17 protein-coding genes are annotated in these 17168 nt (G+C 36.4%); 13 read left to right on the top strand and 4 right to left on the bottom strand.

Going from position 1 to position 17168, the window contains the following annotated elements; translation table 11 throughout:
* Window positions 1-10 precede the first annotated feature (10 nt).
* The 4 genes from IGJ55_RS14660 to IGJ55_RS14645 all read left to right on the top strand — a co-directional run bounded on the left by IGJ55_RS14660 (window position 11) and on the right by IGJ55_RS14645 (window position 4986).
* Window positions 11-640, top strand: coding sequence for a WxL domain-containing protein (locus tag IGJ55_RS14660; protein ID WP_069641473.1), 630 nt, complete (start codon window positions 11-13; stop codon window positions 638-640).
* Window positions 641-662: 22 nt separating this feature from the next.
* Window positions 663-1370: a WxL domain-containing protein gene (locus tag IGJ55_RS14655; protein ID WP_069641474.1), complete on the top strand. Its 708-nt coding sequence runs from the start codon at window positions 663-665 to the stop codon at window positions 1368-1370.
* Between the two features lie 131 nt (window positions 1371-1501).
* The gene (locus IGJ55_RS14650; protein ID WP_069641475.1) at window positions 1502-2608 is read left to right on the top strand and encodes a DUF916 and DUF3324 domain-containing protein; all 1107 of its coding nucleotides are present in this window, start codon (window positions 1502-1504) and stop codon (window positions 2606-2608) included.
* A 32-nt stretch (window positions 2609-2640) separates the two neighbouring features.
* Window positions 2641-4986: a hypothetical protein gene (locus tag IGJ55_RS14645; protein ID WP_429948577.1), complete on the top strand. Its 2346-nt coding sequence runs from the start codon at window positions 2641-2643 to the stop codon at window positions 4984-4986.
* A 308-nt stretch (window positions 4987-5294) separates the two neighbouring features.
* Here IGJ55_RS14645 and IGJ55_RS14640 read toward each other — a convergent pair whose 3' ends face one another.
* On the bottom strand, window positions 5295-6302 hold the full coding sequence (locus IGJ55_RS14640) for a LacI family DNA-binding transcriptional regulator (protein WP_430606718.1): 1008 nt from the start codon (window positions 6300-6302) through the stop codon (window positions 5295-5297).
* 210 nt (window positions 6303-6512) lie between these two features.
* On the opposite strand from IGJ55_RS14640, the gene rpe reads away from it, so the two are divergent.
* The 5 genes from rpe to IGJ55_RS14615 all read left to right on the top strand — a co-directional run bounded on the left by rpe (window position 6513) and on the right by IGJ55_RS14615 (window position 10982).
* A complete protein-coding gene (gene rpe / locus IGJ55_RS14635) occupies window positions 6513-7166 on the top strand; it encodes a ribulose-phosphate 3-epimerase (protein ID WP_430606717.1) in 654 nt (217 codons plus the stop codon).
* A gap of 39 nt (window positions 7167-7205) precedes the next feature.
* Window positions 7206-7643, top strand: a complete 438-nt coding sequence (rpiB, locus tag IGJ55_RS14630) for a ribose 5-phosphate isomerase B (RefSeq protein WP_069641479.1) — start codon at window positions 7206-7208, stop codon at window positions 7641-7643.
* Window positions 7644-7770: 127 nt separating this feature from the next.
* A complete protein-coding gene (locus tag IGJ55_RS14625; RefSeq protein ID WP_207120941.1) occupies window positions 7771-8697 on the top strand; it encodes a sugar phosphate isomerase/epimerase family protein in 927 nt (308 codons plus the stop codon).
* Between the two features lie 52 nt (window positions 8698-8749).
* Window positions 8750-10123, top strand: coding sequence for a PTS transporter subunit EIIC (locus IGJ55_RS14620; protein WP_207120940.1), 1374 nt, complete (start codon window positions 8750-8752; stop codon window positions 10121-10123).
* A 121-nt stretch (window positions 10124-10244) separates the two neighbouring features.
* Window positions 10245-10982 (top strand): DeoR/GlpR family DNA-binding transcription regulator, encoded by a 738-nt coding sequence (locus IGJ55_RS14615; RefSeq protein WP_069641482.1) that lies wholly within the window; start codon window positions 10245-10247, stop codon window positions 10980-10982.
* A 90-nt stretch (window positions 10983-11072) separates the two neighbouring features.
* On the opposite strand, the gene IGJ55_RS14610 is transcribed toward IGJ55_RS14615, so the two are convergent.
* Genes IGJ55_RS14610 through IGJ55_RS14600 form a run of 3 tightly spaced genes read right to left on the bottom strand, consistent with a single transcriptional unit; the run spans window position 11073 to window position 13135 of the window.
* On the bottom strand, window positions 11073-11843 hold the full coding sequence (locus IGJ55_RS14610) for an ABC transporter permease (RefSeq protein ID WP_069641483.1): 771 nt from the start codon (window positions 11841-11843) through the stop codon (window positions 11073-11075).
* A gap of 42 nt (window positions 11844-11885) precedes the next feature.
* Window positions 11886-12800, bottom strand: coding sequence for an ABC transporter ATP-binding protein (locus IGJ55_RS14605; protein WP_429948582.1), 915 nt, complete (start codon window positions 12798-12800; stop codon window positions 11886-11888).
* Entirely contained in the window at window positions 12797-13135 is a 339-nt protein-coding gene (locus tag IGJ55_RS14600; protein ID WP_429948584.1) for an ArsR/SmtB family transcription factor, read from the bottom strand. The genes IGJ55_RS14605 and IGJ55_RS14600 overlap by 4 nt, the downstream gene beginning before the upstream one ends.
* A 198-nt stretch (window positions 13136-13333) precedes the next feature.
* Here IGJ55_RS14600 and truA point away from each other — a divergent pair, with 198 nt between their 5' ends.
* From truA to IGJ55_RS14580, 4 genes are all read left to right on the top strand, one after another.
* On the top strand, window positions 13334-14074 hold the full coding sequence (truA, locus tag IGJ55_RS14595; protein ID WP_430606716.1) for a tRNA pseudouridine(38-40) synthase TruA: 741 nt from the start codon (window positions 13334-13336) through the stop codon (window positions 14072-14074).
* Between the two features lie 337 nt (window positions 14075-14411).
* On the top strand, window positions 14412-15074 hold the full coding sequence (locus tag IGJ55_RS14590) for a DUF998 domain-containing protein (RefSeq protein WP_430606715.1): 663 nt from the start codon (window positions 14412-14414) through the stop codon (window positions 15072-15074).
* 121 nt (window positions 15075-15195) lie between these two features.
* Entirely contained in the window at window positions 15196-15585 is a 390-nt protein-coding gene (locus IGJ55_RS14585; RefSeq protein WP_069641488.1) for a DUF1307 domain-containing protein, read from the top strand.
* A gap of 312 nt (window positions 15586-15897) precedes the next feature.
* Entirely contained in the window at window positions 15898-16803 is a 906-nt protein-coding gene (locus IGJ55_RS14580) for a phosphatase PAP2 family protein (RefSeq protein WP_430606714.1), read from the top strand.
* The last annotated feature ends 365 nt before the right edge of the window (window positions 16804-17168 follow it).

The raw sequence follows: 17168 nt of genomic DNA, 5'->3' as shown, positions 1-17168 counted from the left end.
GGAATAAAAAATGAAAACAGTTAAAACAACCGCATGTCTAGCACTTCTCTTAGGAGCAACAGCAGTATCCGTTCCTGCATTTGCAGAAGAAGCAAGCAAAGCCGCTTCAACAACAAACGTTGAAATCATCGCAGGGGATGATACAAATGAAATCATCGATCCCATCGAACCACCAACCAATCAAAAAGGACCTTTAGTGATTGATGCAGTGTCATCATTTGATTTCGGAAAAATCAAGTTAGGTACACTGACAAAAGAAGCCGTTGTTCCTGAAGGAAAAGCACTCGGAGTTCAAGTCACTGACAAACGTGGTACAGGTGCTGGTTGGGATCTTTCAGCAAGTATTACTGAATTTCAAAATGCCGATAAAACCAAAACCTTGAAAGCCAGCGTTAAAATTCCCGCAGGTCAAGTTAACACATCTGCATCAGATAGCTCAAAAGCAGCTGTTGCAAGTGAAATTATCTTAAATAGCACTGCAGGTACAGTGTTCAGCGCAAGCAAAGATAACGGAATGGGTTCTTGGTCTGATTTATTTGAAGGAAATAATCAAAAAGTAGAATTGACTGTACCGTCTGATGCCTATGTTGCAGCTTATACAGCAACAATCAACTGGTCATTACAAGACGCACCAAAATAATCAATAAAGAGGAGCAATAAAAATGAAAAAAACAACAGGACTTTTAACAGCTGCACTAATCACAGGAGCTGTTTTATACGCACCGCAAGCAATGTTTGCCGAAGTCAGTGACACAGCAAATTCAAACAATACAGTAAACTTTAAAGCTGGTGAAGGGGATATAACAACGCCTGTAGACCCAACTGATCCAACCAATCCAGTCGCTCCATCACCAATAGATCCAACCGATCCAACGAACCCAGGAACTGGAAATAAAGGACCATTATCCATCGACTATGCTTCAAATATCAAATTTGGTGAGCAAAAAATTGCAGGTAAAGATATGGTCTACTCAGCAATTAATAAAGATCCTTTTGTCCAAGTAACAGATACAAGAGGGACAGGCGCAGGCTGGCATTTATCGGCAAAAGCATCTACTTTCCAATCTGCTGATAAGACTAAAACATTGAAAGGTGCAGAGCTTTCATTTAAAAATGGCGAAGTAAAAGCGACTAGCACAAATTCAGTTTCTGTAGAACCAAAAGCTTCTGACATAGTATTTTCTAATACTGAAGCACAGCCTGTATTCACTGCTAAAGCTGGAGAAGGACGTGGAACATGGTTAAATGTTTGGAGTGCTAAGGGCGAAAAAAATGACAATGTTCAATTAAAAGTATTAGCTGGTTCGGCAGATGCAAATACAGAATACACAGCAACAATTCTTTGGGAATTAGCAGACGCACCTAAATAATCGTTTGGCGATACCAAATTCCTCAAAAATAAATTTAGTTCAAGAAACAAAGAGATAGAAAAATGAGATAGGTCATGGGTATGCAGTGTTGATAGTAACAATTTAGTAAAGTAATGGAGGCATAAATTAATATGAAGTACAGGTTAACAGCATTAGTAGCTTTAATAGTCGGTTGTTTTTTCTTCAGCCATTCAGTATATGCTGATACAATGGCCTATTCTGTTAAAGCAAATATTCCGGAGAATCAAATAGATAAGAGTAAAACATATTTTGATTTGAAAATGACACCTGGACAAAAACAAGACGTGTCATTAACGATTAGTAATAGTTCAAAAGAAAAAGCAACGATTATTATCACGCCTAATATTGCACTAACCAATCAAAATGGTGTAATAGATTATAATCAAGAAAAAGCAAAACAAGATTCATCCTTAAAAGTACCAATTACAGATATCATTTCTGACAAGCAAAAAGTAACGCTAGAACCACAAGAAACAAAAGACGTTGTTTTCACATTACAAATGCCAGAAGTAGCATTTGACGGGACCATTTTAGGTGGGTTCTATATAACCAAAGAATCGACAGATAAAGAAGAAAAAGATAGTGAAAGTGTCCAAATCAAAAATCGTTATTCTTATGTCATCGGAATTCAATTACGGGAAAACGAACAGACTGTGAAGCCTGTACTCCAATTAAATGATGTGAAACCAACACTTCAAAACTATCGCACAGCAATTTCAGCAAACCTGCAAAACACACAAGCAACCATCATCAACAACTTGGAAGTAGAAGCGAAAATCAGCAAAAAAGGCAGCACAGAGGTGTTATACGAAACAACAAAAAAAGACATGTCAATGGCGCCAAATTCAAACTTTTACTTCCCAATAACGATGAATAATCAGCCCTTAAAAGCAGGAGACTACACATTACGACTTACGGCAAAAGATCAAACAGAAAATTGGAAGTTTGAGCAAGATTTTAACATTTCTGCAGAAGATACCAAAAAATTGAATAAAGAAGCGGTCGATTTAGAAGAAGAACCAACGGATTGGCTTAAAATTGGGCTAATTATCGGCGCAATCATCATTGTTCTGCTAGGTTTACTCTTCTTCTTTATTCATCGCAGTAAAAAGAAAAAACAAGAAGCAGAACGCCTAAAGAAGCTTCGCAAAAAGAAACAGAAACAAAAAAGGGATCGTTCAGATGAACATAAAAAAATGAAAAAGCGGCCCAAATAAATACAAGTATCAAAAGAGGAGGTGAAAATAGCATGAAAAAAAAGCTAGCTATGTGTATTAGCGGACTTGCCTTATTACTTGGAATTGGAAGTTATTTAGCGCTATCGAATTCGCAAATTTCTGCAGAGGAAAAGGCCCCACAATCTTCTAATGTGACGAAAAAAAGTTTAACAACTTCTGCCCCATTCAATGGACCAAGCTTGTTTGCACAAAATAGTATACTAGGAAATAATAAGTTTATACCGATTGGCCCAAATGACACCCTTCCAGAAGGGTATTATTTCTTCGCTAAGCCTAATAAAAATACTCGCTATTTCAAAGTTAATAAAACTACCCGAAATAAGATATTGGAGTATAAACATACCCCCATAAGAAATCAGGGTAGTGGGTTGTATACTGATGACAACAATAGGGCTCTTAGTGATGGTACTCAGGCAGCTTATTTTAGCAATGTTGGTGAATACCAAGGAAAAACGGTTGATATGATGATTAGTATTGAGGACGGTTATAGCTGTAGGTTTAGTTATACCCATAATGTTGGAAAAGGAGTAACCAATAGCTTTGGCACAGTTTACAGTTTAATGGGTCCTGATAAAAGTTCTAAAATCACCTATTCTTACTTTGATAATGAGACTGGAGAGCCATACGTGGTAAAAGGAATCTTTAGTACTTTTGTAGACTTTAACTATAATATAATAGGGTGGGATCATAGTCAAGTAGACGCAACTTATGTTAATAGTAACTCAAGGATAACCTATGATACTACTAGCGAAACCAACACAAAAAGTATTCTCAAAGGTAATGGCACCGATGAATTAACGCAGCCTCAATATTATGTGACCGGTATTTTTACGGGAAGCTCGATTTGTGCACTACCTATATCACCTTATTCAACAGGCAGTATGGGGATGAATTATAGCACAAACCTTGTATCAAGAATGAAAATACCCGCACCACAACTTAGTGGCTCATTGGAGAACGATGGCACCAAACATAGTACATCTTTTTCTATTTCGATGAAACAAGTCGTTCCAGATCGTCTGTCTAATTTTAGTAAGTACGGGTATTTAGACTATACTATACCGGTCAATGATTTTTACAAACTTAAATCGTTTAAAGTAGTCAATTATTTGGATGATACGGATGTAACTAGCAATTTTACTCTGTCTGGAAATAAGTTGGAAGCAAAATCAAGCTTTTTGGATCAAGATACTTTTTATGGAACAAATTATGAAATCACTTTGAACTATGAGTTAGACAAGACCAAAGATTTTTTTGGTTTCTATAAGGATGGCTATTTGGAAATACCGTATGATCCAATCACGCAATCTTCTGATTTAGATGGTGTTCAATCATCTAATGCAACAACGGCTAAAATCAAATGGGACTATCAATTAGAAATTACTGCAAATGATGTGACGTATGGTCAAGGAGAAATAAAAAGATTCAATCAAGAGCCAGAAGCTTTTAAAGAAAAGCTTTTGACAGATTCAAAAGCGAAGGGGAAAAATCTGAACTTAGATACCGAGCTTCCTGTAAGTGTAACGGATATGGCGATTGATTCTAAGGTAGGAACCTATCCTGTTACATTATCTACACAAGACGGAGATGTCACTTTAACAAAAGAAATCAAGGTGAATGTCGTAGCCATGCCGCCAAAAGTAGCGATTCCAGAAGCTGGTACGACTGTTGTGAGCAGTAAAGGTGTTCCGTATAGTTTTAGCGGAACGGTTTCTGATGAGGATAGTGAAGATCTGTCGCTGTTTGTTACTATTGATGACGGAACGCCAACGACAATCTGGGATAAACAGGCGAATACTGATCTGAATCAACCAATTGATTTTACCTATGAAATTCCAGGAACACAATTACTGGAGCTGGGAGATCATGTAGTGAAAGTGTATGCGAAAGATAGTGAGGATAATCAATCTGAGGTAGCTCAATTTACGTTAGACATCCGTGGCTATTTAGCATTCAAAGAATTGCCACCAGAAACATTAGACTTTAATCAAACTAAAATTGGTTCTAAAGGCTCCTATGCAAAGCTAAATAAAGGGGTAGATTTTAGTGTGGAAGATTACCGTGGCAGCAATACAAGCTGGAAATTGGTTGGTTCACTGACTTCAGAATTGAAAGATAGTGCAACGAATACAATAATAAAAGACGGAATCGTTTATCGGGATGAAGAGGGAAATGAGACGCCATTTACCACCGATGCCACAGTAAAATTAAGCACAGGGAAAGCAACGGCGAATAATGTCCTATTTCCTATCAATTGGAGACCAGAGGATAAAGGCATCTTTATCCAAGTACCGCCAGAAGTAAAAAAGGGAAATTACAAAGGAAGCATTGAAATGAGTTTAGTTGATGCTCCTTAAAGAGTAAGGGAATGTTGATAAAAAGTTGTTTGAAAGACATTATGACTACAAGAACATAGTGTTAAAGAGAGGTTGGGACAGGAGTGTTTAATCCCGAGAAATAAGAAGGAATTCACGAAAATTGCTCTTCAAATTTTTGTGAATTTCAGCTTATTTCCGAAGCCTTCAAATCTTAGTGCTTTAGCACTTAGAATTTGATGTGATCGAAGCGTAGTGATTGCTTCTGCTCCCAACGTTTATACGGATTCTTTGAGTCTGAGATATAACTCGTAGAGTTATATCTCAGACTCTCTTTAACTTTTTTTGTCTTAAACTTTACTAGACTCTCTTAAAACCAACGAAACGGGCACGACGATTTGTCTGCCTAGTTCTCCTTTTTTATTAATCAATTCTAGCAATGATTCCACTGCATGAGTGGCGATTAAATCTGTATTTTGTTTGACCGATGAAAGGGTAGGTGTTGTGTATTTCCCAAAAGCAGTATCATCAAAGCCGATTAATTTTATTTTTTGTGGCACAGGGATATGATTTTTTTTCAAGCGTAGCATTAATTCTAAGGCAATGAGATCATTTATCGAAAAAATTCCATCTGTATTTGGATTTTTCTTGAGAAAAGCTAGTAAGTCTTCCTCAAAATTAGAATCTTCAATGTCAATGGCAAGTAAATGCTGTTTTGTATTGAAAGAAATATTATTTTTCTTCAATGCGTCTTTAAAACCATTCAACCGCTCTTTAGCACTGGTGGATTTTTGATTATGCATCGCAATAACAGGATGCTGGCAGCCTTGATGGATCAGTTCTTCAGTACTCTCAAAAGCACCTTGGTAATGATTGGACGAAATAAAAATAGTATCCTCTTTCTTTTTTGGCTCCCGATCGATACAGATATAAGGGATTTTCTTTTCGGCACCAGAGGAATCAAATTCAAATGCCTCGGCTCCTGAAATAACGATCAAACCATCTACGCCCTTGCCTTCTAAAATACGTAGATAAGCAAGCTCTTTTTCTGAACTTCGGGATGTATTGCAAATAATAGTAGAATAGCCCTTAGCAAATAGAATTTCTTCTAATTGCTGCACAACATCAGAAAAGAAATAGTTACTGATGTCCGGTACTAAAATACCGATCGTGAAAGATTTGTTCATACGTAAGTTTTTAGCACTATAATTCATTTTATACCCTGTTTCTTCAATGACTTTTAATACTTTTTTTCGAGTTTCTTCAGAAAAGCGACCATTGTCATTAATAACTCTTGAAACAGTTGCGACAGAAACACCTGCTATTTCAGCAATGTCTTTAATAGAATAGTTTTTCATAAATCATGTCCTCTTGAGTAATCGTTCTCATTTTTCTTTGATATTTACCCATATTTTCTCATAAAAAAAGGCTGAATACAAATTTTCACTCCATATTTTGGTTGACAGGTCAAAAAAATGGTGATATATTAACCATAAACGAAGGTAAACGATTACTCAATTATTTTTTAACTCTTGAGTAATCGTTATCTCAAAAGGAGATGAGTCAGAGTGTCAATATTATTATGCCCATCAATGATGTGTGCTGATTTTTCTAATCTAAAAAAAGAAACACAAGAACTTGATCAAGCTGGGATCGATATTTTTCATATGGACTTTATGGATGGTAGTTTTGTGCCAAACTTTGGAATGGGATTACAAGATTTTGAATTAGTCCGTTCTGTTACAGAGAAGCCAGTGGATGTTCATTTAATGATTCAAGAACCAAGCAAGTATGTTGAAAAATTTGCGGATCTTGGAGCAGATATTATTTATATCCATCCAGAAGCAGATCAACAAGCGGCCCGAACGTTGGATATCATTCATCAAAAAGGAAAGAAAGCTGGCATCGCAATTAATCCAGGGACATCGGTTGAAATGGTTCAAGGATTATTGCCGTTAGTAGATTATGTGATGGTGATGACTGTTAATCCAGGCTTTGCTGGTCAAAAGTATTTAGAGTATACCAATTCTAAAATAGAGAAGTTGCTAGCGTTAACAAATGAATATCACTTTGACGTGATGGTAGATGGCGCGATTTCACCCGAAAAGGTCCAACAACTAAGCAAAATTGGAGTAAAAGGCTTTGTCTTAGGGACCTCGGCCTTGTTTGGAAAGACTAGCACATATCAAGAGACCCTTGGAAAGTTAAGAGCAGGCGAATAAGTTGATTTTTTGATTCTAAATAACAGGAGGTATCATTTTATGAAATTAGCAATCGGCAGCGATCATGTTGGCTTTGAGTTGAAGCCCATCATTATCGACTATGTAAAAGAATTAGGCCATGAGATCGAAGATTTTGGACCGAATTCATCAGAGCGAACGGATTACCCTCAATATGGGAAAAAAGTAGCAGAAGAAGTGGCTTCAGGAAATTTTGATGGAGGTATTTTGATTTGCGGTACTGGGGTAGGGATTTCAATTGCTGCCAACAAAGTCAAAGGCATCCGAGCAGTTGTATGTAGTGAACCTTATTCGGCTAAGCTTTCTAAGGAACATAACAACACGAATATTGTAGCATTCGGCTCTAGGGTGGTTGGCAGTGAGTTAGCCAAGATGATTGTAAAAGAATGGCTAGATGCTACCTTTGAAGGCGGCAGACATGCCAAACGTGTAGAGATGATTCAACAGATAGAGAGTTAAAAGGGTTCAATTTTCTTTACCGTTGATTCTTTTTGATAAAATATGAAATAATTTGAAAAATAATGGTTGATATTGAAAAAAATAGATGCTATTATGGGGGTGTAGAAGAAGACAGGAGGAATAAAAAATGAAATTAGCAACAAGAATCAATTCATTTTTACCGAAATTCAATCATGACGTGGGAGAAGTCCTACAAGAATTTAACCGTCTAGGGCTAACCCATGTTGACCTTAATTATCCAGAGCATGTAGAAAATATTTCGGCTGACAAGATGAACGAGCTTTTACAACAAAATCATTTAAAAGCAAATGGTGTGGCACTAAGGTTTAGAAGTGAGTTTATCAATGGCGAATTAGGAAATGCGGATCAGAGTATTTCTAGCAATGCAGTTAAACTGTGCAAAGAAGCGTGTGATTATTGTCGCGAAGTAGGTGGAGAAGTCGTGACGATCTGGTTAGGCTTTGATGGGTTTGATTATTCATTCCAGATCGACTATGAAAAAGTTTGGAACCAAATCAAAGCCTGTATGATTGAAATTACAGACTATGCGCCTGATCTTAAGATCAGCATTGAGTACAAGCCGTTTCAACCAAGAGCTTATGCATTCTTAGATAGTTTCGGAGTTGCTTTATCAATGGTTCATGAGGTTGGTCGTGAGAATTTAGGGATTACCTTAGATTATTGCCACATGCTAATGAAACATGAAAATCCAGCCTACGGCGCGAGCATCTTAGGCAGTCGTCAAAAACTATTTGGGGTTCATTTAAATGATGGCTATGGTCTAAATGATGATGGATTGATGATTGGTACAAGCAGTTTGATCAAGACGATCGAATTTATCTACTATACAAAATTGCACAATTATGATCACGCTTTCTATTTCGACACATTTCCAATTATTGAAGATCCTGTAGAAGAGTGTGAAAGAAATATCAACATGATCAAAAAAATCGATGGGATCATTGATCGATTAGGAATGGACTACATCGCTGATGTGATCAAACAAAACAGTGCAGTGAAAGTAAGTGATTTAGTATTAGAAATCTTAGCCTAAGATTTCTAATACATTGTTCCAATAACAAAAAGAACTAGGGGAGTGAACAAGGATGGATTTCAAATTAGCAGCAAAAGAAATTTTAGAAAATGTTGGCGGTCCAGAAAATCTAGCGAATATGACCCATTGTGCTACACGATTGAGATTAACACTGAAAGATCCTTCTAAGGCAAATGATGAGGCAGTAAAACAAATTGATGGTGTTGTTAATGTCGTGAACAAAGCTGGCCAATACCAAATCTTAATCGGCACTGAAGTTCCTAAATTATATGATGAATTCGAAGCGTTGGTTACAGGGGAGGATGGCAATAGTCAAGTAAAGGATAGCGGGGAGCATTCTGGCAGTATTATCAGTAATATCTTTTCAGCAATATCAGCAATTTTTGCGCCATTATTACCTGCATTAGCTGGATCAGGGATTTTACGAGGACTATTGATTTTAGCTGTTCAAACAGGAATTTTATCTGAAAATAGCGGGACTTATAGTATCTTAAATGTTGCTTCAATGAGTGTCTTTTATTTTTTACCTGTATTGTTAGCGTTTACTTCTGCGAGAAGATTTGGCGCTAGTCCATACTTATCTGCTTTGATCGGTGCGGCGCTGTTGAATCCAGAATTTATTGCATTGATGGGTGACACTGGAAATGGTACAACAACAAGCTTTTTGAAGATTCCAGTAGTGTTGATGAATTACAATTCTACAGTTGTTCCGATCATTCTTTCAATTTGGGCATTCTCTTATCTTTATAAATTTTTAGACAGAAAAGTGCCTGAGACATTAAAATTAGTGGTTGTTCCGTTGATTTCTCTAGCGGTAATGATTCCTTTAACGATTATTGTAATCGGTCCAATTGGTGTTTATAGCGGTGAAGCGGTGGCTCAGGTCGTTAACTGGTTGATTGAACGTAGTAGTATCTTGACAGGTATCTTGATTGGTGGCGGTTGGAGTGTTCTAGTAAGTCTAGGAATTCACTGGGCGGTTAATCCAATCATGATCAATAATGTCTCAACCTATGGCTTTGATTATATTGTACCGTTTACCTTTGCCTGTAATTTTGCTGTTATTGGTACGACGATTGGTGTCTATTTTAAAGCAAGAAACAACAAATTACGTAGTTTTGCGTTAACAGGTCTAGTGACGGTCGCACTTTCAGCCATTATCGAACCTACATTATTTGGCTTACTAGTAAAAAACAAAAAATTATTTTTAGCACAAATCATTGGCGGTGCTGTCGGCGGTGCATATTTAGGACTGACAAAAGTCGTAACGAACGCTTTTGTATTTGGTAGTGTGACAACTTTTCCAGCTTTTGTAACAGACAATGCGTCAAACTTTATTCAAGCAATGATTGGATTAGCAATTTCACTGGTTACGTCAGCAGTTCTAGGGTATATGTTTACTGAAAGAGAAGAAATGTTATCTTAAAATCTAAAATAACTTCTTTCAAATTGGCTTATTTCGTTACTATTTATCGCTATTTATGGTATTTTAAGAATGAGTATTTTTCTTGAAATAATTAGTAATGAAAAAATGAAAGGAGTTTCTTATGATTCCATATGTTCGCCAAGAGAAGATCATCGAGATTCTAGAAAGTAGAGAATTGATCAAGATCGAGGAATTACAAAAATTAATCCCAGAAGTTTCGATATCCACACTTAGACGTGATTTGAAGGAACTGGAAGGGGTAAATAAAGTACAAACCTTATCAGGTGGTGCCGTCAAGCTTTCTTCAAGTGTATCAGAGCTGCCAATGGCAACAAAAGCCAGTTTACAAACGAAAGAAAAGCTCCATATAGCACAGCTAGCTGCTCGTGAAGTGGTAGCGGGAGAGACGATCTATTTAGATTCGGGTTCGACTTGCACCGTATTGTTAAGAGAGTTACTCAAAAAGAAGATTCGCATCGTCACGACAAATACAGATGTATTTAGACTGACTGGGGAGTTTGAAGCAGATATTACGATTTTAGGCGGCACTTATGATCCTAAAATTTCATCGTTAAGTGGGCCGCTCGCTGAAGCGAATATTCAAAAATATGTCTTTGATAAAGCGTTTCTCGGGGCAAATGGCATTGATTTGAAATTTGGCGTAACAACACCTAATTTGATTGAAGCAATCAAAAAAAAGACAGTCATCGATCACGCCAAACAAGCATTCTTAGTCTGTGATAGTTCTAAATTTCATAAGACATCGGCAGTGAAATCATTTGATTTGAACGAAGTGGTGTTGATTACAGACAAAGTAGATCTTGAGTTGAGTAAAGAAATGAAAGTCATCTCTGAATAAAAAAATACAAAATGAAGCACGCCTCTCTTTTTTTAGAGACGTGCTTCATTTTATTTCAATATCATTCAAAAGTTCTCATATGAACAGTTTTTAGCTTCTCAATCCGCGGCCTCTATCAATCAGGTACCAGCAAACGGCATAAAGCACAGAGATAAAAAGAACCAAAATAATCAAAGACCAGATAATTGGCACATCGATCGTTCCTAAAAAGCCATAGCGAAATCCGGAAATCATATAAACGATAGGATTGATTTTAGAAATTGCTTGCCAAATCGGCGGCAACATTGAGATGGCATAAAATACCCCGCCAAGATACGTTAATGGCTGTAAAACAAAGGTTGGGACAATCGATACATCATCAAACGACTGGGCAAAGATCCCATTTAATAAACCTGCTAATGAGAATAAAATAGCCGTCATAAGAAGTGTGATAATAACAATAGACCATGAATAAACGTGAAGAGGGACAAAAAATAGCGAGATAATGGTCACTAATGTGCCGACTAGTACGCTTCGACCAAGTCCGCCAATCACAAAGCCCCAAATAATAATATGAGTTGGAACAGGAGCAACTAATAATTCTTCAATATTTTTCTGAAACTTTTGTGAGAAAAATGAAGAAGAGACATTCGCATAAGAGCTTGTAATTACAGACATCATGATCAGTCCTGGAACGATAAATTCCATATAAGAGAAACCTTCCATTTGACCGATCCGTCCGCCAATCAAGTTTCCAAAGATGACAAAATATAAGGATGTGGTAATAACAGGCGGAACTAAAGTTTGAACCCAAATCCGCAAATAACGATTCGTTTCTTTTACTGCAAGGCTTCTTAGAGCCGTGAAATATAGCTTGAACATGTTTTATTCTCCTCAATTTAAAAGCTTAGCGAAGTGTTTCGCTTAACGTTTTTCTTCTGTGATTTTTAAAAATAGCTCTTCTAAGCGATTTGATTTGTTGCGCAGAGAAAGAACTTTTATTCCTTGAGCTGTCAGTTGCGCAAACAACTCGTTGATTCCTTGATCTCGTTCGACTTCAACAACTAAGGTTCGTTCATCTTCAAAACTATGCGTATACCCAACAATTTCAAGTGGTTGTTCAAAATCCTCTAAATCAAAAATAAAGGTCTCAAATTGTAGTTTTGCCAAAAGAGTTTTCATACTGGTATTTTCAATCAATTCACCTGATTGAATGATCCCAATATTCCGACAAAGCATTTCTGCTTCTTCTAGGTAATGAGTCGTAAGGATAATGGTTGTACCATTTTCATTTAGTTCTCTTAGAAAATCCCACATTTCACGTCTCAATTCAATATCCACGCCCGCTGTTGGTTCATCTAAAATCAGTAACCGGGGTTCATGCATCAAAGCGCGTGCAATCATCAATCTACGCTTCATACCGCCAGAAAGCATTCGGGCACGTACATTTCGTTTTTCCCACAAATTAGATTGTTTCAAGTATTTTTCGCTGCGTTTTAAGGCTTCTTTTCGTGAAACGCCATAGTAACCCGCTTGGTTGACCACGATTTGTTCAACTGTTTCAAAAGGGTTAAAATTGAATTCTTGTGGAACTAAACCAATTTGTTGTTTTGCGAGGACTAGTTCTTTATCAATATCATAGCCAAAAATAGTTACTTTCCCCGATGTTTTATTGACAAGAGAGGTGATGATGCCGATAGTTGTTGATTTTCCAGCGCCGTTTGGACCTAGAAGGGCATAAAAATCGCCTTCTTCTACGACTAAATCGATTCCTTTTAGCGCTTGTACGCCTGTTGCATAAACTTTCTTTAACTCTTTTATTTCCAGTGCATATGTCATTTTATAGAGGTCTCCTTATTGGTCTGATTCTTTCGTTTAGCGTTTGTCTCAATGTTTTCAGTGCAATCGGAAAATAAGTGTGTCATAGAATCCATAAACTCCTCCACAAAGTCTTCCCTTAATGTGTAGTGGTGCCATTGCTTTTGTTTACTCACTGAGACGATACCCGCTTTTTCTAATACTTTCATATGATGGGAAAGGGTCGGCTGAGTAAAGTCAAAATGTTTTAATACATCACATGCACACATATCACTATATGAAAGCAAATCGATGATTTTCATTCGTTTAGGATCAGCCATTGCCTTAAGCGCTAATGAAATACGTTCATAATCCAAGCCCATTCTCCTTTCGAACATAGATAGATATCTATGTTAAATATAAATTAACTTAAATCGAATGTCAAGGGAAACTAACATGGGAGAATAAGATATTTTTTAAGAAGCTTCATCCAAAGAAGGAATGCTGTTATAATGGAAGCTAGAACTAGCTTGATCACCGAAAAATTTGCATCTTAGAGGAGTAACCTAAAAAATATGAAAAATATCCGACTAACAATTGAGTATGATGGCACGAGATACCTTGGCTGGCAACGGCTTGGTGACTCAGATAAAACGATCCAAGGAAAAATCGAGAATATACTAACCCAAATGACGCGTACAAAAGTTGAAATTATCGGCTCTGGTCGAACAGATGCTGGAACGCATGCTAGAGGACAGGTTGCGAATTTTAAAACCGATAGCACGGTAAGCTTACCAGAGATGATCGACTTTCTTAATCGCTATTTGCCACAAGACATTGTTGTGCAAAAAATAGAAGAAGTACCAGAAAGATTTCATGCGCGATATAATGCTGTAGGGAAAAAATACAGCTATTATATTTGGAATGATAGAGTTCCTTCGGCATTTGAACGAAATTATAGTTACCACTATGCCCAAGATTTAGATATTGAATTAATGAATCAAGCCTGTCTTAAATTGATTGGAACCCATGATTATATTGGCTTTTCTGCACTTAAAAAAACCAAAAAATCAACGACGCGAACAATTGAGGAAATATCAATCAAAAAAGAGGGGAAACGACTCCATTTTACCTTTGTAGGCAACGGCTTTTTGCATAAAATGGTTCGGATTCTGGTCGGGACACTTTTGGAAATCGGAGCGGGGGAACTTTCATTAGAAACGATTGATGAAGTATTTGAAAGCAAAATCAGAAGTGAAGCGGGTGTGACAGTTCCTGCACAAGGACTATTTTTGGATGAGGTTTATTATAAATAAGACCAGAGAGAGCTGTCAGTTGCTTGAAGAAAATATACTAAGAACTTAAAGAAAACAGGAGCATATCCTGTTTTTTTGATACAATAAAAGAGGATTCACGCGGTATATTTAAATTAGAAACGTGTGCAATAATAGATAAATAGGGGTTAAAAGATGAAAAAAATGGGGAAGAAAGTCGTTAGATGGTTAAAAAGGGGAAGAGGAAAAAGCAACACAGGACAGTTTGAATAAACAGTAAAGGATTTTTAAAAAGTATGTTGATTAAAGCGCCTGATTGATTATTAGAGAACAGAGTAGTATATACTGCAAGTTCGGGTGTTAAAACAGGAGGGGCAAAATGACGTTTTTAAAAAAATATGGCTACTATTTTCTATTATTTGGTGTGATTAGTGATTTATTAACACCCTATATTTTAGGTATCTTTTATCCAAAAATAAACCAAATGACCACAGTAATTAGTGTTTTTGGGGATGTAGACAGTCCTGTGAGGCAAGCTTTTTTCATTTGGTCTGTTCTCTCTGGTCTATTGTTTGTTTTGGCAATTCCGGCAGTTTATTATCTGTTTAAAGACACATCACGAAGCATGGCTGTCATACTCGCTTTAGCGATTGGCTTCTATGGTGTGGGAGACTGTATTTTTACAGGGGTGTTCAGTATTGATACGAAACAAGCAACTTGGACTCTCTCGACTTGGATTCATAATATTGGCTCTGGCTTGGGTTACGCTGGTTTCATACTATTCCCATTTTTTTTAATGTTACTTTATAAAAAACAAAAAGAAACCAAGTATCAGCAACTTTATTTACTCCTATCAATTATTAGTTTTAGTGTTGCAGGATTTTACGGGTTCGCACGAATGCCTGCATTCAACCATTTTCCCATATTGAATCAACTTGGTTTTTGGCAGCGAGTTAGTTTTCTCTTCAACTATTTACCGATGATGGTTTTTTCTGTAGGGCAAATCAAAAATGAGCGGCAGAAGAGTGCCAAAGTAAATTAAATATCTAAATATTAAGAGACAAAATAGATTTATAATTAATACATATTATTTAAATACTTCTGTTATTTTATCTTGAAAATTGATATAATAGAACTCGTAATTAAAATTTAAGGAGAATAACATGAAAAAAATTTTAGGGGTATTTTCAGTATTGGTTATGGTATTTATTTTAAGTGGATGTGGTAAAAAGGCTGAGACAGCTACATTTACCCAATCACCTATGGTGGGGTCAGAAGTTTCTATCATTGTTGAACATGAAGGAGACAAGGTAACGAAAGTATCTTGTAAAGCTGTCTTTGATAATGAGACATTACAAATTACAGATGAAGATACTGCGAAACAAGTTTCTGAAGCATTTGAAACTTCATCTAACTTAAAAGATTCAAAAATGAAATACACTGAGAAAGAGACTGTGATCACGTACGAAGCACCTGCTAATAGTGTGAAGTCTGGTAGCAGTTTTAAAGAAGGCGAAAAACAATTGATCGATATGGGATTTGAGAAAAAATAGGGCAAAATCAATATTGTTGACAGAATAGTGAAGGAATCTTTAGGTAGTAGTTTAACCTGAGATTCTTTTTTTGTGTTAAAGGGTAATGAGTTTGAAATAAATAACTTTATTTAATTAATATTTTACAAAAAGAATAGATTTGTGAGGTTGGAGATGATAGAATAAAAATTGTGAGTGACGTTAAACTGTCCTTTGAACTGATTTGAGTAAAGAGAAGAAGACGTGTAGAAACGAGCAGATTTTCACTATTCTTCTTTGATTATTGGGTAGCAGCTTAAGTTCATTCTGTTTTTAAGTAGAGGAGGAATAAACATGATGGAAAAAGTGTTAGAGAATTGGAGAATTATGTTGGTTATTGCTATTTTTGCTTTATTGCTAGGGATCGGTACCTTTGGGGACCTGGCCATTTCGAATGCAGTGATGAGTCAAAATTCATACATTGCGACATTTTTACAAAATTATGCCTGTTTTCCAGTTGGTATTGTAATCATGATGAGTGGAGAAATCATCATGCATTATGCGGTTCGATCGAGTCAGCCTGTGATCGCAAAATTATTGATAGGTGTGGCGGGAACAGGTCTGTCTTTATATGGAATATGGTATTATTTGAAATTTGCTATCCAGTATACATTATCATCGATTCAAAATGTAGAGCACAATCGTCCAATCGGTCAAGCCAATAATGATGGTGGAGCGAATCCTACACTACCAACATTGATCAATATCATTATTTGTCTAGCTGTATTTACCATAGCAACCTTGATCATACAAAAATGGTTAAATCATAAAACGCAGGAAGAGCTTGATCGTTTGATGCGTGTGGCTATTTTAGGAATTGCGGTCGCGTTTGTCTATCTAATGTGTGTTGAAGAAATCAAAATTTTATGGGGACGTGTTCGTCCATACGAGCTAAATGCTGTTCAAGATAATTTTAGTCCGTGGTACAAAATAAATGGTCCAACTGGTCATAAATCATTTCCGTCAGGTCATTCATGTGAAAGTATGTTTGCGATTTTCGTTCCTTTATACGCTAGCCCCAAAAATACTAAGTTACGTAAGAAATTATTGTTTTTTGGTGTGACCTGGGGTGCTGTTACTGCAATCAGCAGAGTGATATTAGGTTGTCACTTCTTTAGTGATGCCACGATGGGAGCTTTTATTATCATTTTTCTTGTTTTTGTTGGAACGAGATGCGCACAATTAAAGCTTGTAAACTAAAAAAGAAGCTGGGAGACTGTCTGCTAGGCAATCAGTGCTATAGACATGACGAATGCTATAGAAAATTTTTTTGGATTGATTGCGACCTTATGAATTACAAAATAATTGGGTTGATGTTACAAATTTGTGGAGTATCAATGGGAAAAAGGAGTATAAATAGTTTCCAGTTAAGAATAGTTTTTTTATAGTAAGAATGACGGGTTTTCTGAATGAAAGAAAACGCGCCATTCTTTTTATAAATTAGCAAATTACGGATAAGTTGTAGTTTGTAATTTTTGTATTTACATATTCTAATCTTTATTATATGATTGAACACGTTGTTTAAGTTAATACATTGCAATTTTATACATCATTTATTATTCAAA

Source organism: Enterococcus sp. AZ170 (genome assembly GCF_050545135.1).
Taxonomy (GTDB): domain Bacteria; phylum Bacillota; class Bacilli; order Lactobacillales; family Enterococcaceae; genus Enterococcus_L; species Enterococcus_L ureilyticus.
Note: the sequence above shows the minus strand (reverse complement) of the source record. Positions and strands in the feature narration are given on the sequence as shown.

What these genes read in the sequence shown, in the direction of transcription:
- IGJ55_RS14660 (WP_069641473.1), top strand. Translation starts at nt 11, where the DNA reads ATGAAAACAGTTAAAACAACCGCATGTCTAGCACTTCTCTTAGGAGCA.
- IGJ55_RS14655 (WP_069641474.1), top strand. Translation starts at nt 663, where the DNA reads ATGAAAAAAACAACAGGACTTTTAACAGCTGCACTAATCACAGGAGCT.
- IGJ55_RS14650 (WP_069641475.1), top strand. Translation starts at nt 1,502, where the DNA reads ATGAAGTACAGGTTAACAGCATTAGTAGCTTTAATAGTCGGTTGTTTT.
- IGJ55_RS14645 (WP_429948577.1), top strand. Translation starts at nt 2,641, where the DNA reads ATGAAAAAAAAGCTAGCTATGTGTATTAGCGGACTTGCCTTATTACTT.
- IGJ55_RS14640 (WP_430606718.1), bottom strand. Translation starts at nt 6,302, where the DNA reads ATGAAAAACTATTCTATTAAAGACATTGCTGAAATAGCAGGTGTTTCT.
- rpiB (WP_069641479.1), top strand. Translation starts at nt 7,206, where the DNA reads ATGAAATTAGCAATCGGCAGCGATCATGTTGGCTTTGAGTTGAAGCCC.
- IGJ55_RS14625 (WP_207120941.1), top strand. Translation starts at nt 7,771, where the DNA reads ATGAAATTAGCAACAAGAATCAATTCATTTTTACCGAAATTCAATCAT.
- IGJ55_RS14620 (WP_207120940.1), top strand. Translation starts at nt 8,750, where the DNA reads ATGGATTTCAAATTAGCAGCAAAAGAAATTTTAGAAAATGTTGGCGGT.
- IGJ55_RS14615 (WP_069641482.1), top strand. Translation starts at nt 10,245, where the DNA reads ATGATTCCATATGTTCGCCAAGAGAAGATCATCGAGATTCTAGAAAGT.
- IGJ55_RS14610 (WP_069641483.1), bottom strand. Translation starts at nt 11,843, where the DNA reads ATGTTCAAGCTATATTTCACGGCTCTAAGAAGCCTTGCAGTAAAAGAA.
- IGJ55_RS14605 (WP_429948582.1), bottom strand. Translation starts at nt 12,800, where the DNA reads ATGACATATGCACTGGAAATAAAAGAGTTAAAGAAAGTTTATGCAACA.
- truA (WP_430606716.1), top strand. Translation starts at nt 13,334, where the DNA reads ATGAAAAATATCCGACTAACAATTGAGTATGATGGCACGAGATACCTT.
- IGJ55_RS14590 (WP_430606715.1), top strand. Translation starts at nt 14,412, where the DNA reads ATGACGTTTTTAAAAAAATATGGCTACTATTTTCTATTATTTGGTGTG.
- IGJ55_RS14585 (WP_069641488.1), top strand. Translation starts at nt 15,196, where the DNA reads ATGAAAAAAATTTTAGGGGTATTTTCAGTATTGGTTATGGTATTTATT.
- IGJ55_RS14580 (WP_430606714.1), top strand. Translation starts at nt 15,898, where the DNA reads ATGATGGAAAAAGTGTTAGAGAATTGGAGAATTATGTTGGTTATTGCT.